The sequence below is a fragment of the Kribbella sp. NPDC054772 genome, assembly GCF_053611945.1.
Genome location: NZ_JBSHBJ010000064.1, coordinates 1 through 12,801, shown reverse-complemented (window position 1 = coordinate 12,801; position 12,801 = coordinate 1). Strand labels below are relative to the sequence as shown.

The following is a 12,801-nucleotide window of genomic DNA, read 5'->3' as shown; positions in this document are numbered from 1 at the left end:
CACCAACCTCAACAGGCCGGCCAACTCCTCCGAAAACGACACGGTCCCCGCAACTCCTCAAATCGAGGTGTTGCGAGGACCGCATGAACCCGCCATTTTTCTCGGGGGCTGTTCTGGTCGGGTCAGGCTGTCGCGACCTGGTACGGCGAGAGGTCGCCGGCCAGGTTGGGGTGTACTCGGGCCGTCACCAGGGTGCCTTCGGCGGTGTGTTCGAGTTGCTCGACCGCGCCTTCGGAGTGGATCCGGGAGACCAGGTCGCCGCGCTCGTACGGCAGCAGCACCTCGAGGGCGACATGCGGTTTCGGCAGGGCGCCTTCGAGCAGCTCGCGGAGCTTGTCGATGCCTTCACCGGTGCGGGCCGACACCACGATGGCGTGCGGTTCGCGGTGCAGGATCGGGGCCAGTGCGAGCGGGTCGGCGGCGTCGGCCTTGTTGATCACGATGATCTCCGGCACGTCGCTCGCCTCGATCTCGGCGAGCACCTCGCGGACCGCCTGGATCTGCGCCATCGGGTCGGGGTGCGAACCGTCGACCACGTGCAGCAGCAGGTCCGCGTCCGCGACCTCCTCCAGCGTCGAGCGGAACGCCTCGACGATGTCGTGCGGCAGGTGGCGGACGAACCCGACGGTGTCGGTCAGCGTGTAGACGCGGCCGTCCGCCGTGGTGGTCCGCCGGGTGGTCGGGTCCAGGGTCGCGAACAGCGCGTCCTCGACCAGCACCCCGGCGCCGGTGATCCGGTTCAGCAGCGAGGACTTGCCGGCGTTGGTATACCCCGCGATCGCGACCGAGGGCACCGAGTTCCGGCGGCGCTCCTGGCGCATCGTCCCGCGGGTGCTCTTCATCGCCTTGAGCTCGCGGCGGAGCTTGGAGATCTTGGTGTTGATCCGGCGCCGGTCGGTCTCGATCTTGGTCTCACCGGGACCACGGCCACCGATACCGCCACCGGCGGCACCGACACGGCCACCGGCCTGGCGGGACAGGTTTCCACCCCAACCACGCAGGCGCTGCTTCATGTACTGCAGCTGCGCCAGCTCGACCTGGGCCTTGCCTTCTTTGCTCTTCGCGTGCTGCGCGAAGATGTCCAGGATCAGCGCGGTCCGGTCGACCACCTTGACCTTGAGCCGGTCCTCCAGGTTGCGCAGCTGCGCGGGGGCCAGCTCGCCGTCGGCGATCACGGTGTCCGCACCGGAAGCAGCGACCAGGTTGCGCAGGTCGTTCACCTTGCCGGAACCGATGAAGGTCGCCGGGTCGGGCTTCTTGCGCCGCTGGATCACGCCGTCCAGGACCTCGGAACCGGCGGTCTCGGCGAGCAGCTTCAGCTCGGCCAGCGAGTTGTCGGCGTCCTCGGCGCTGCCCTCGGTCCAGACGCCGACCAGCAGCACCCGCTCGAGCAGCAGCTTGCGGTACTCGACCTCGCTGATGTCGGTCAGCTCGGTCGACATGCCGACGACGCGGCGCAGAGCCTGGCGTTCCTCGAGCTCGAGGCCCTCGGTGCTCAGCTCGGAATCGTCTGTCACGTGACCCGTCAACGAATCGCCGGAGTCCTCGCCCTCGAGGAGGTCAAGTTCGACGTCGGTGGTCTCGTCGTAAGAATGTGAATGGGTCGTCATATACCTTCCATGGTGGCACGGGCCTCCAGTACAAGCGACCCGTTTACTTTGGTCAACGCCCCACGCGGCACCGTGATTCCCAACTAGGCGGGCAGCCAGGCCCGGTCGAACTCGCCGCGGGCGTGCAGGACGGCCGGTCCGGTGAGTTCCAGGTGGTTGTCGGCCCGCCACGTCACGCTCACCTCACCACCGGGTACGCCGACCCGGTACGTGACCGGGAGCGTGTCCCGGGCCTGCCGCGCCGCGGCCACGGTGACCGCGCAGGTGCCGGTCCCGCAGGATCGGGTCTCCCCCGCGCCACGCTCGTGGACCCGCATCTGGACGTCGTGCGAACCCCGGCGTACGACGAACTCGATGTTCACGCCGTGCGGGAAGACCTCGGCGGGTGACCAGCTGGGCTGGTCGCACAGGTTGCCCGGTTCGCCGAGGTCGTCGACGAACGCGACCGCGTGCGGGTTGCCCATGTCGACGTGCAGGACGGGCCACTGGTGACCGTTGGCCTCCACCACGATCCCGGCCGGGCTGGGCAGCGTCGGCTCACCCATGTCGACGGTCAAAGTGCCGTCGTCGTTCCGGGTGACCTCCTTGATGCCGGCGCGGGTGCCGACGCGGACCGGCTTGCCGTCGACGAGCCCCGCCTCCGCGAGGTACTTCACGAAGACGCGGACGCCGTTCCCGCACATCTCCGCGATCGAACCGTCCGCATTCCGGTAGTCCATGAACCAGTCGCCACCGTCGTCGACGTACGTCTGCCGGTCGCCCCGGATCACCCGGAGCACCCCGTCGGCACCGAGCCCCGCGTGCCGGTCGCACAGGAACCGCACCAGGTCCGCGTCCAGCTCCCCGTGCACCGAACCGTCCGGGTCGGGCAGGATCACGAAGTCGTTCTCGGTCCCATGTCCCTTCAACCAGGCAAACGCAGTCATGGGGAAAGCGTACGGTGTGCGGCATGGAGCTGATCGCCTACTTCTGGGAGCAGGAGGACGCCGAGGCCGTCGCCGACCGGCTGAGCGGTGAGGTACGGCGTGGACGCTTCCACGGGGAGGACGACGACGAGGACCATCCGTGGATCGTCGTACTGCGCGACGCCGACCGGACCGCCGTGGATCAGCTGCTCGCCGAGTACGACGGCTGGCTCGAAACCTCGACCGTCGAGACTCCCGAGATTCCCAGTGCTCCTCCCCCGTTGCCGAGCGGTCCGAAGCGCTTCAAGCGATGACACGCCCAGGCCGCCGCCCCGTCGGAACGCCGTCGGCCCACGCGGTCTGACCAGCCACCAGGACGTGGGTGACACCGACGGACAGCTGCCAGGGATCGTCGTACGTCGACCTGTCGACGATCTCGTCCGGGTCCAGGACGACCAGGTCGGCGATGGCGCCCGGTGAGATCACGCCGCGGTCGGTGAAGCCGAGGCGGGACGCGGGGAGGGCCGTCATCCGGCGGATCGCTTCGGGGAGGGTGAGCACGGCGCGGTCGCGGGCGTAGTGGCCGAGGACGCGCGGGAACGTGCCGAAGTTCCGCGGGTGCGGGTGGCCGGGGCCGGTGGCGTCCATGATCCAGCCGTCGCTCGCGATCGCCGTCTTCGGGTGTTCGAGCACCGTGGTGACGTCGTCCTCGTCCATGGCGTGGTTGACGACGCTGACGGCGGCTTCGTGCGATTCGAGGATGCGGAGCACGATCTCGGCGGCGTCGACACCGTCGTTCCGGGCGATGTCGGCGAGGCTGAGGCCGCGGCTGTCCTCGTAGCGGCCGGGCGGCAGCGATGCGATCACGACCGAATCCGGCGAGAGCAGACTGTCCGCGCGGAGCGCGTCGGCGATCCGTGAACGCTCGACCGGGTCGGCGAGGCGGTCGAGGAGCGTGCCGCCGGCCAGCGCCCAGGTCGGGAGTCTCGTGGTGAGCGTCGTACTGGTGGCGGTGTAGGGGTAGGCGTCCCAGCCGAGGTCGACGTCGGCGGCGCGATCCAGCCGGTCGAGCGCCGCGTGGACGAGGCCGTGGTTGGCCTGACCAACGGCTTTCAGATGCGAGACCTCGAGCCGCGCACCACCGGCCCGGGCCGCGCCGATCGCTTCGTCCAGCGCGTCCAACAGGCCGGCGACCTCGTTGCGGATGTGGGTCGAGTAGAGGAGTCCGCAGTCGGCGGCGGTCGCGACCAGCGCGGCGACCTCCTCCGGCGACGCGTAGGCGCCCGGGGCGTAAATGAGCCCGGTGGAGAAACCCACCGCACCCTGGTCCGCGGCGGCTCGCAGCAGGTCCTGCATCAGCCGGAGTTCGTCCGGCGTCGGCGGCCGCTGGGCGCTACCCATCGCGGCGATCCGCAGCGTGCAGTGGCCGACCTGGAGCGCCAGGTTCACCGCGGGTTCCAACGTTGCAGCGAAGCCGGCGAGATCGGTCCACGACCAGGCGTGCTCCGACCCGAGGAACGCCGTACCGGCGCGGAGGGTGTCGAGGTCGGTGACCGGGAACGGCGACCAGCCGCAGTTGCCCGCGACCAGCGTGGTGACGCCCTGGGCGAGCTGCGACTCGGCGGCCGGACTCGTGTCCAGACTGAAATCCGCGTGCGAGTGCAGATCGACGAACCCCGGTGCGACAATGTTGCCCGTGGCATCAATGATCTCGGCTCCGGACGGCACCTCACCGGGTGGCAGCAGCGCGGTGATGCGGTCGTCCTCGACCAGCACGGTCGCGGGGCTCGGATCGGCGCCGGTCCCGTCGACGACCAGGCCGCCGGTCACTGCCACCCGCATGGAATCACTCCTGTTCTGGTCCGAGGGTCAGCTCGTCGACCGTGTTCTGGGCGATCAGCGCCCGGTCCACGGTATGCCCGAGACCGGTTGCCCCGGGCACCTGTACGACGCCCTGGACCGCGACCACCGGGGGTTCGACGATGTCCCGGGCGTAGTACTTCTCCGAGGCGGACACATCCGATGGGAGGGTGAACCCGGGGAGACTGGACAGCGCGACGTTCGCGAGCCGGCCGATGCCGAACTCGTGCATCCCGCCACACCAGACCCCGAGCCCGGCGTCCTGCGCCCGATCGTGCGCCGCGCGGGCCGCGGTCAGGCCGCCCATCCGCGACACCTTGATGTTCAGGACCTGCAGCGCTTCTAGCGCCAGCGCTGTCTCCAGGTCGTCGACCGTCTCGATGCTCTCGTCGAGGCACACCGGCGTACCGATCGTGCGCTGCAGTGCGGCGTGCGTGAGCAGATCACGCGGGCCGAACGGCTGCTCGATCATCGTCAGCCCGTACTCGTCGAGCCGTCGCAGCTGCGCCAGGTCCGCCGCGGTGTAGATCCCGTTGGCGTCGACATGCAGATCGAGATCCGGGTACGCCGTTCGCACGGCCCGGACCGGTTCGACGTCCCAGCCGGGAGCGATCTTGAGCTTGACCCGTGGATACCCCGCCGCGACCTGGCGCTCGACCTCCGCCAGCAGATCGTCGATCGTCGGCTCGATGCCGAGCGAGACCCCCGCCACCACCTCCGACCGGGTGCCGCCGAGGGCCGCCGCCAGCGACCGTTCGCGAACTGTTGCCCAAAGCACCCAAACCGCCATGTCGACACCGGCCTTGGCGAACTGGTTGCCGCGCACCTTGGCCCATCGCGCACTGACCTGCTCAGGGTGCTCCCAGGTCGCGCCGAGGACGGCTGGAAGCAGGTACCGCTCTGCGATGTGCCAGCAGGTCTCGACCGTCTCGGGTGCGTAGTACGGATCGGAGGACGACGCGATCTCGCCCCAGCCGGTCGCGCCCGAGGCGTCGGTCAGCTCGACCAGGATGTGGTCGAGGAACGTCTTGCGGTGCGAACTCGTCCGGAACGCGTGCACCAGCGGCATCCGCACCCGGTGCAGCCGCGCCGCGACCACCTTCAGGTCAGTTGACATACAACCCCAGCTCCGTGTTCAGCCGGTCCCGTTCCATCAGCCTCCGCCGGGCGCCCTTCGCACTGGCCGTGGTCAGCGTCGCGAGCACATGCAGGACCGATGCGACGACGGTCGGCGAGTCGACGTACGACGCGCTTCCGGTGGCGACGTAGATGGACTGGTCGGCGATCTTCGCGAGCGGCGCGTCCTCGAAGTCCGTCACCGCGACCAGTTCGCCACCGGCGTCGACGAAGCGGCGGGCGATGTCGACGGTGTCGCGCCGGTACCGGCGGAAGGAGAACGCGACCATCAGGTCGTTGGACCGGACGTCGGACAGCACGTCGACGCCGCGGACGACGGTGCCGTCGACCAGCGTGACCTGGGACAGTCCGACCCCGAGGTCGAAGGCCAAAAGGGACGCGTACGAGTACGACTTCGCCGAGCCGATGATGAAGCGCCGGCGGGCCGCGACGATCCGGGCCGCGGCCTGCGCGATCGACTCGTCGGCGAGGATCTGGTCCAGCGCCTCGTCGATCGAGGCGCGTTCCTGCTCGACCACCCGGCGCTGCAGGAGCGTCGACGAGCGGCGCTGCAGACGGGCGTCGTACCGCTCCTGGGGACTGGCGAGCTCGCGGTTGCGCGGGTCGTCAGGCATCGTCGACCGGCCCGAAATAGTAGGCGCCCGTGCCGTCCGGCAGCCGGCGGCACGAGACGGCGGCCAGTCCCCTGCCGAGCAGTTCCTCGAACGCGCGGCGAAGCTCGGCAGGGTCGTCCGGCACGACGAGCTGGGTCAGCTCGGACTCGTCGAGCGCGGCGGGCTGCTCCTGGCTCAGGTCCCACTCGACGACGACGCGGTCGGTGCCGGGACCGTACATGTCCGGGGCGAACCAGCGGCCGCGGGCGCCCAGGACGTCGAGGTTGAAGTGCGCGTTGCGGATCTGCGTCGGGTCGTAGGTCCAGCGCATCCGCGACATGCCGTGGCTGAGGGCAACTTCGCGCTGGGCGTGCTTGAGCATCCGGCCGAGGCCGTGGCCCTGATGGTCGGCAGCCACCACGGCCGACTGCGAGTAGTGGTAGAAGCCGCGCCGGTCGGTGCCGCAGAAGCCGTAGGCGAACGCGACCAGCCGGTCGCTCTCGTCGAGGATGCCGACCACCGATCCGCCGTTGCTCGCCAGCGCGCCGAGCAATCGCGGGTTCAGCCCGTACGCCGGGTCGAGGTAGCCGAAGACCGCGCGGTACAACGCCGAGGCCTCGGCGAACCGCGACGCCGTGGTGAGCGAGACCGCGCGGAAGCTCACCTCAGAGATACGATTCATATCCTGAGTAAATCCCGCACATCTCACCCTAGTCAATCGGTGCTCAGATGATGATACGTTGACTATCTATGATCATTCAGCGACTCCGGGAGTACGTCGGCGCGGAGACCCCGACCGGCGACGCAGCCGTCCTGAACGCGTTCGCCGACCGGCTCGCCACGCGGTACGCCGAGCTCGGCGCGACCGTCCGTCGCGACCAGCACCCAACCGGCGACCATCTGGTGGCGGACTTCCCCGGTCGCGGCGCGCGCACCGAGGACGCTCCGCTGCTGTTCCTCGCGCACCACGACACCGTCTGGCCGATCGGCCAACTGCAGGACGCGATGCCGTGGCGCGAGGCGGACGGCATCATCCACGGGCCCGGCGTCTTCGACATGAAAGGCGGCCTCGTCGTCCTCGAGACCGCTCTCGAGCAGATCGCCGACCAGGACCACCGCCCCGTCCGCGTCATCGTCGTGGCGGACGAGGAGGTCGGCTCACCTTCGGCCCGCGCCCTCGTGACGGAAGAGTCCAAGGGCGTGTACGCCGCGTTCGGGCTCGAACCGCCGCACCCGAACGGCGACCTCAAGACCTCGCGCTGGGGCAGCACCCGGGTCCGCATCGAGGTCAGCGGCCGTGAGGCGCACGCGGCGCTCGATCCGGAAAGCGGTGTCTCGGCGATCGACGAGCTCGTCGATCAGCTGATCGCCGTGCGAAAGATCGTCGCGGAGCACGACGACGTGCTGTGCAACGTCGGCACCATCACGGGTGGCGGGCGGACCAACGTCGTAGCGGGGGCTGCGGCGGCCGACATCGGGTTCCGCTTTGTCGATCCATCGACCGAAGAGGCTGTGCTGGCGGCGGTGGCTGCCTTGCAGCCGGTGCGGGACGCTCAGCTGCAGGTACGGGTGATGTCGAACCGGCCGGCGTGGCAGCCGTCGTCGGCGATCGACGAACTGCTGGCGAAGGTGGCCGCGGCCGGGCGGTCCGTCGGGCAGGAGGTCGGTGGCGCGGCCGCGTCCGGCGCGGCCGACACCAATCTGACCGGATGGTTGGGCGTCCCCACGTTGGACGGCCTGGGGCCTGTCGGCAAGGGCGCCCACGCCGTCCACGAGCAGGTGATCGCGGCGAGCCTGAGCGAACGGGTCGCCCTGGTCGCCGCGATCGTCACCTCACTTTGACGGCCAGGCCGTTCCAGCTGCTCCCCCACCACGTCGCGACGGCTCCGCGGCGGCGAGAATCCCACCGCCGGGCAGGAACTCCAGCGCCGCGACCGCACCGATCTCCGCGGCCGAGCTCCCGGGCGCACCAGCCGGCGTGAACGTGTGACCGTACGGCGCCAGCGCCGCGCCGTACTTGTCGATGAACGACTGCTCCGCGGTCACCGACGCGGTGTTGCGCTGCGACGCCCGCGGCGCCGCGATCGCTTGCGGCAGCGTCATGCCACGGTCGAGCCGGTTCGTCAGCGTCTGCAGGACGGTCGTGATGATCGTCGAGCCACCCGGCGAACCGATCGCGATGTACGGCTTGCCGCCGCGCAGCACGATCGTCGGCGACATCGACGACCGCGGCCGCTTCCCCGCCTGCACGCTGTTCGGGTCCTTCGGGTCGGGTACGGCGGAGAAGTCCGTGAGCTCGTTGTTCAGCAGGAACCCACGACCCGGAACGGTGATCCCGCTGCCACCGGTCTGCTCGATGGTCAGCGTGTACGAGACCACGTTGCCCCACTTGTCGGCCGCAACGAGATGCGTCGTCGACCGGCCCTCGGTGTCAGGCCGCTGCTCGACCGCGCTGCCCTTGCCGCAGTGCGAGTACTTTCCGTCCGGCGAGCCCGCGGCCACCGGCTTGCTCGCCGCCTTCTGCGGGTCGATCAGGCACGACCGCTCCGCGCCGAACCCAGGCGACAGCAGCTCCTTCTGCGGTACGTCGACGTACGCGGAGTCACCGATGTACGCGCCACGGTCCGCGAAGGCGAGCGCCGACGCCTCGAGGTACGTGTGCAAGGCCTGCGTGGTCGACTGCTGCCTCAGGTGTTGCGGTTGCAGGATGTTCAGCGCCTCGCCGACGGTGATTCCGCCGGATGACGACGGGGGCATGCCGTAGACGTCAAGGCCGTCGTACCGGACCTTCGTCGGCGTGCGATCGATCGCCTTGTACGCCGCGAGGTCGCTCGCGTGCAGGTAACCGGGGAAGAACGGCAGCGTGGCGTTCGCAGTCTTCGGCGGGTTCTGCGCGACGGCGGCCATCTCACCGGAGAGCGGGCCGTTGTAGAACACCGACGGACCCTGCTGACCGATCAGCTTGTACGTCGCGGCGAGCTCGGGGTTCTTGAACAGCGAACCGACCTGCGGCGCGTCGCCGTTCGGGAGGAACAGCTTGGCGGTCGGCACGACCTGCGCGAAGCGGTCCTTGTTCTCCAACGTCTGCAGGCGGAACGTCGGGTCCACCACGAATCCACGCTCGGCCAGGTCCGCGGCCGGCTGCAGCGCCTTGCCGAGCGGCACCGAACCCCACTGCTTCAGGGCGCTGTCCCAGGTCGCGAGCGATCCCGGTACGCCGATCGACACGCCCGACGTCACCAGTTGCGCGAAGGGATACGGCTGACCGGTGGACTTGTTCATGAACGCGTCCGAGGGCATCGTCGCGGGCGCGGTCTCGCGGCCGTCGATCGTGAACACCTTGTGCTGCTTGGCGTTGTAGTACACGAGGTACCCACCGCCGCCGATGCCGGCCGAGTACGGCTCGGTGACACCGAGGGCCGCGGCGGTGGCGACCGCGGCGTCGACCGCGTTACCACCACGACGCAGGACGTCGAGACCGATGTTCGTCGCGTCGGGATCGACCGAGGACACCGCACCGCCGTACCCGATCGCGGTCGGTTGCCGCGGCGTCGGGGTGGGTGGAGCGGCCAGGGCCGAACTGTTCAGACTGCTCAGACCGGACAGGACGAGGGCACCTGCGGACAGGGATGCGACCAGCTTCTTCACGAATTACCCCACACGAGGTCGGCGGGACAGGGACAAGCCCTTGCCTATCTCACGTGGCGGCCGCGCGCTACTTCTGGCGCGCCTAACTGACCGCGCAGGAGTCGAGGAACCGGCGCAGTACGTCGTCGGGCCACTCGACGGTTCCAGTCGGCAACTCGACGAGCAGCCACTGGTTCGCGAGCTTCACCTGGCCGGTCCGCCGACCGTCGAGAGTGCCGAGATGGAAAGTCTTGCCACTCGACTGGGTGACGTGCACACCCGACAGCGCCCGCGCCTGCGGGGCCGCTTGCAGGACGATCTTGGCCGCGACATCCGTCGTCCGCATCTCCGGCTGGGACAGTACGACGTGGTTGGCCGCGATCGGCGACTCCGGCGACCAGCCCTTCGGCGCGAGACCGCAGTCGATCGTGCTCCACGGCTGCTTGTTCGCGACCAGCTCGGCGACGGAAGCACCGAACATCGACATCGTCTGGGAACTCTTCGGCTTGGCCGGTGCGGCCGCCTGCGGGGTAGCCGGCGCCGCGGCGGTCCGCGGCTCGGCCGTACCGCCGGCGACCTCCGCGGTGTTCCCCCACCACTTCACCTGGTTGCCGACCGCAAGCGCCAGTGCGGACACGGCGGCGACACAGAGCACGCCGGTGGCCCGCCGCCGGCGCTTGATCCGGCGCAGCGCGCGCTGTCCGCGGGTGACGTCCGCGTCGATGTCCGCGTCCGGCAGCCCATCGGCGGCACGGTCCGCGAACCCCTCCAACAACCTCTTGACGTCGTCCATCGGCGGTCTCAGCTACTCCCCGTCTCTTCCGTCATCAGTTCTTTCAGGCGCTTCAACGCCTTGGCGGTCTGGCTCTTCACGGTGCCTTCGGTGCACTCCAGGATCCGGGCGCAGGTCGCGACATCGAGATCCTGGAAGTACCGCAGTACCAGCACCGCCCGCTGCCGTGGCGCGAGATCCAGCAACGCGTCCCGGACCGCGAGCGTGTCGGCCTGGTCCGGTTCGTCGGCCAGCCTCGGCTCGAGCGTCTCGGCGGTCACCACCTCGGGGTGGCGGCCGGCCCGGCGGCGCTCGTCGAGGAAGGCGTTGACCAGGATGCGGTGCGCGTACGGCCCGGCGCCCTCGTGCTTGATCCGGTGCCAGTGCACGTACACCCTGGTGCAGGCGGTCTGGACCAGATCTTCGGCGGTATGCAGATCACCGGCGGTGAGCAGCAAGGCCGTCCTCATCAGCCTTGTGCGGTCCGCGAGCAGGTACTCACGGAACTCGGCCTCACGGTCACCCCCTCGCATCGACGGCCCCCAGGCCTTCTTCTACCCCACCTACGCCGCCGGCGCCCGCGCGGTTGCCCTCGGCTATCACCTGAAGTGCCTTCTCCACCAGATCGGGGTCGTCGTAGGGCAGCCAAGTGATCCGTTGGTCCTTACGGAACCACGAGTCCTGCCGGCGCGCGAACCGGCGCGTGGCCTGTGCGGTCCGCTCCCGGGCCGCCGTTTCGTCGATCTCACCGTTGAGCAACGCGATCACCTGTGAGTACCCGAGTGCGCGGTTGGCCGTCCTGCCTTCAATCAAACCCTTGTTCAGCAGACCTCGCACCTCGGCGACGAATCCGGCGTCGAACATCCGGTCCACCCGGCGGTCGATCCGCTCGTCCAGCACCGGCCGCGGGACGTCGAGACCGAGCTGGATCGCGCCCGGGTAGACGTAGCGGTGTTCCGGCAGCGTCGCGACGTACGGGCCGCCGGTGATCTCGACGACCTCGAGCGCACGGACGATCCGGCGGCCGTTGCTCGGCAGGATCTGCTCGGCGGCCTTCGGGTCGATCGCGGCCAGCTCGGCGTGCAGGGCGCCGGAGCCCTTCGCTTCGAGCTCGGCCTCGAGACGCGCCCGGACCTCGGGATCGGTGCCCGGGAAGACGAAGTCGTCGAGGATCGCGCGGACGTACAACGCCGAACCGCCGGCCAGGACCGGTACGACCTGACGGGCGATGCAGTCGTCGATCGCCGCCCGGGCCAGCTCCTGGAACTCCGCGACGGTCGCGGTCTCGGTGACGTCGAGGATGTCGAGCAGATGATGGGGTACGCCGGAGCGCTCGGCCGCACTGATCTTCGCCGTACCGATGTCCATCCCGCGGTACACCTGCATGGCGTCGGCGTTCACCACCTCGCCCCCCAGACGCTGCGAGAGGGCGACGGCCAGGTCGGACTTCCCGGCCGCGGTGGGGCCGACAACCGCGGCGACGAGTGGAGCAGGCATCGCTCCAGTCTGGCAGCTCGCTTCCCAAGAGTTCGCCAAGAGGTCTGTACCAGCCTTGTGGATGACCCGAAAAGTTCGGTAGGAACCTTGGAGTTCGCACCATATCTACGGGAGGAACCCAAGTGACGAATCCGTTCGAGGAAGAGTCGGACGCGGCGAAGGACGCGCTCGGCCTGGGGGAAAAGGCCGACGACGTGGCGGCTGCCAAGCGCAGCGGCGGCGACGTCGAGCTGAAGAAGAGCGGCGGTGACGTCGAGTTCAGCGGTGGGGACGTCGAGTCCGGCGGCGATGTGGAGTCCGGTGGCGACGTCGAGTCCGGCGGCGGCTCGACCGACAGCGGCGGCGACGTCGAGTCGGAGCCGAAGGACGGCGCCTGATCGTTGCCCCGGGCGCCTGACCGGTACCGGTTGGGCACGGCGCTCGTGGAGATCCCACAGTTCCGGCGTTGCAGATGCGAAGATCACCGCTAGCTGTCTGTAAGCATTTAACTACGCAGGAATGGGAGCCCCCGAGATGGGCATCTTCGACAAGTTCAAGGACACGGCCGAGAACCTGAAGGACAAGGCCACCGACCTGGTCGACGGTCACGGCGACAAGGTCGGCGAGGGCCTGGACAAGGCCGGCGACTTCGTCGACGAGAAGACAGGCGGCAAGTACGGCGACAAGATCGACGCCGGCGTCGACAAGGCCAAGGAAGGGTTGGACAACCTGGACGGCCAGAACGACGACATCCCGGACGCGCCGAACCAGTCCGCCTGATCAAGTCCCCGAAGGGCCCGCAAGCACCCGATTGCGGGCCC

The 12,801-nt window shown here is 69.3% G+C and carries 14 protein-coding genes; 4 read left to right on the top strand and 10 right to left on the bottom strand.

The genetic code is table 11. The annotated features are described in order from the left end of the window. Positions 1-122: 122 nt before the first annotated feature. Positions 123-1,610 carry a GTPase HflX gene (hflX, locus tag ACWGID_RS41240; RefSeq protein WP_452204875.1) on the bottom strand — a complete coding sequence of 496 codons (1,488 nt, stop codon included), beginning with the start codon at positions 1,608-1,610 and terminating at the stop codon, positions 123-125. 83 nt (positions 1,611-1,693) lie between these two features. Further along, positions 1,694-2,536, bottom strand: coding sequence for a diaminopimelate epimerase (dapF, locus tag ACWGID_RS41235; protein ID WP_452204873.1), 843 nt, complete (start codon positions 2,534-2,536; stop codon positions 1,694-1,696). A 23-nt stretch (positions 2,537-2,559) separates the two neighbouring features. On the opposite strand from dapF, the gene ACWGID_RS41230 reads away from it, so the two are divergent. Then, positions 2,560-2,829: a hypothetical protein gene (locus tag ACWGID_RS41230; RefSeq protein ID WP_452204871.1), complete on the top strand. Its 270-nt coding sequence runs from the start codon at positions 2,560-2,562 to the stop codon at positions 2,827-2,829. Here the strand turns inward: ACWGID_RS41230 and ACWGID_RS41225 are convergent. The 4 genes from ACWGID_RS41225 to ACWGID_RS41210 are packed head-to-tail and all read right to left on the bottom strand — an operon-like array spanning position 2,819 to position 6,787. Further along, the gene (locus ACWGID_RS41225; RefSeq protein ID WP_452204870.1) at positions 2,819-4,357 is read right to left on the bottom strand and encodes an N-acyl-D-amino-acid deacylase family protein; all 1,539 of its coding nucleotides are present in this window, start codon (positions 4,355-4,357) and stop codon (positions 2,819-2,821) included. The genes ACWGID_RS41230 and ACWGID_RS41225 overlap by 11 nt on opposite strands. A gap of 4 nt (positions 4,358-4,361) precedes the next feature. Continuing rightward, positions 4,362-5,492: an o-succinylbenzoate synthase gene (gene menC / locus ACWGID_RS41220; protein WP_452204868.1), complete on the bottom strand. Its 1,131-nt coding sequence runs from the start codon at positions 5,490-5,492 to the stop codon at positions 4,362-4,364. After that, a complete protein-coding gene (locus ACWGID_RS41215; protein ID WP_452204866.1) occupies positions 5,482-6,126 on the bottom strand; it encodes a MurR/RpiR family transcriptional regulator in 645 nt (214 codons plus the stop codon). The genes menC and ACWGID_RS41215 overlap by 11 nt, the downstream gene beginning before the upstream one ends. Then, positions 6,119-6,787: a GNAT family N-acetyltransferase gene (locus tag ACWGID_RS41210; RefSeq protein ID WP_452204865.1), complete on the bottom strand. Its 669-nt coding sequence runs from the start codon at positions 6,785-6,787 to the stop codon at positions 6,119-6,121. Before ACWGID_RS41210 ends, ACWGID_RS41215 begins: the two co-directional genes overlap by 8 nt. Before the next feature lie 68 nt (positions 6,788-6,855). Here ACWGID_RS41210 and ACWGID_RS41205 point away from each other — a divergent pair, with 68 nt between their 5' ends. Beyond that, complete coding sequence (locus tag ACWGID_RS41205; protein WP_452204863.1) at positions 6,856-7,947, top strand: M20/M25/M40 family metallo-hydrolase; 1,092 nt, start codon at positions 6,856-6,858, stop codon at positions 7,945-7,947. Here ACWGID_RS41205 and ggt read toward each other — a convergent pair. The 4 genes from ggt to miaA all read right to left on the bottom strand — a co-directional run bounded on the left by ggt (position 7,939) and on the right by miaA (position 12,001). Continuing rightward, entirely contained in the window at positions 7,939-9,753 is a 1,815-nt protein-coding gene (gene ggt, locus ACWGID_RS41200) for a gamma-glutamyltransferase (RefSeq protein ID WP_452204861.1), read from the bottom strand. The genes ACWGID_RS41205 and ggt overlap by 9 nt on opposite strands. Positions 9,754-9,835: 82 nt before the next feature. Further along, positions 9,836-10,525 carry a hypothetical protein gene (locus ACWGID_RS41195; RefSeq protein ID WP_452204860.1) on the bottom strand — a complete coding sequence of 230 codons (690 nt, stop codon included), beginning with the start codon at positions 10,523-10,525 and terminating at the stop codon, positions 9,836-9,838. Between the two features lie 8 nt (positions 10,526-10,533). Further along, on the bottom strand, positions 10,534-11,037 hold the full coding sequence (locus ACWGID_RS41190) for a SigE family RNA polymerase sigma factor (RefSeq protein ID WP_452204858.1): 504 nt from the start codon (positions 11,035-11,037) through the stop codon (positions 10,534-10,536). Further along, the gene (gene miaA / locus ACWGID_RS41185) at positions 11,024-12,001 is read right to left on the bottom strand and encodes a tRNA (adenosine(37)-N6)-dimethylallyltransferase MiaA (protein WP_452204856.1); all 978 of its coding nucleotides are present in this window, start codon (positions 11,999-12,001) and stop codon (positions 11,024-11,026) included. The genes ACWGID_RS41190 and miaA overlap by 14 nt, the downstream gene beginning before the upstream one ends. Positions 12,002-12,123: 122 nt before the next feature. Here miaA and ACWGID_RS41180 point away from each other — a divergent pair, with 122 nt between their 5' ends. Together ACWGID_RS41180 and ACWGID_RS41175 are read left to right on the top strand one after the other, a co-directional pair. Then, complete coding sequence (locus ACWGID_RS41180) at positions 12,124-12,378, top strand: hypothetical protein (protein ID WP_452204854.1); 255 nt, start codon at positions 12,124-12,126, stop codon at positions 12,376-12,378. A 121-nt stretch (positions 12,379-12,499) separates the two neighbouring features. Beyond that, positions 12,500-12,760 carry an antitoxin gene (locus ACWGID_RS41175; protein WP_452204852.1) on the top strand — a complete coding sequence of 87 codons (261 nt, stop codon included), beginning with the start codon at positions 12,500-12,502 and terminating at the stop codon, positions 12,758-12,760. Positions 12,761-12,801 lie beyond the last annotated feature (41 nt).

Coding starts and splice junctions, on each gene's coding strand:
- hflX (WP_452204875.1), bottom strand. CDS start 1,610: ATGACGACCCATTCACATTCTTACGACGAGACCACCGACGTCGAACTT.
- dapF (WP_452204873.1), bottom strand. CDS start 2,536: ATGACTGCGTTTGCCTGGTTGAAGGGACATGGGACCGAGAACGACTTC.
- miaA (WP_452204856.1), bottom strand. CDS start 12,001: ATGCCTGCTCCACTCGTCGCCGCGGTTGTCGGCCCCACCGCGGCCGGG.
- ACWGID_RS41215 (WP_452204866.1), bottom strand. CDS start 6,126: ATGCCTGACGACCCGCGCAACCGCGAGCTCGCCAGTCCCCAGGAGCGG.
- ACWGID_RS41230 (WP_452204871.1), top strand. CDS start 2,560: ATGGAGCTGATCGCCTACTTCTGGGAGCAGGAGGACGCCGAGGCCGTC.
- menC (WP_452204868.1), bottom strand. CDS start 5,492: ATGTCAACTGACCTGAAGGTGGTCGCGGCGCGGCTGCACCGGGTGCGG.
- ACWGID_RS41210 (WP_452204865.1), bottom strand. CDS start 6,787: ATGAATCGTATCTCTGAGGTGAGCTTCCGCGCGGTCTCGCTCACCACG.
- ACWGID_RS41225 (WP_452204870.1), bottom strand. CDS start 4,357: ATGCGGGTGGCAGTGACCGGCGGCCTGGTCGTCGACGGGACCGGCGCC.
- ACWGID_RS41205 (WP_452204863.1), top strand. CDS start 6,856: ATGATCATTCAGCGACTCCGGGAGTACGTCGGCGCGGAGACCCCGACC.
- ACWGID_RS41175 (WP_452204852.1), top strand. CDS start 12,500: ATGGGAGCCCCCGAGATGGGCATCTTCGACAAGTTCAAGGACACGGCC.
- ACWGID_RS41195 (WP_452204860.1), bottom strand. CDS start 10,525: ATGGACGACGTCAAGAGGTTGTTGGAGGGGTTCGCGGACCGTGCCGCC.
- ACWGID_RS41190 (WP_452204858.1), bottom strand. CDS start 11,037: ATGCGAGGGGGTGACCGTGAGGCCGAGTTCCGTGAGTACCTGCTCGCG.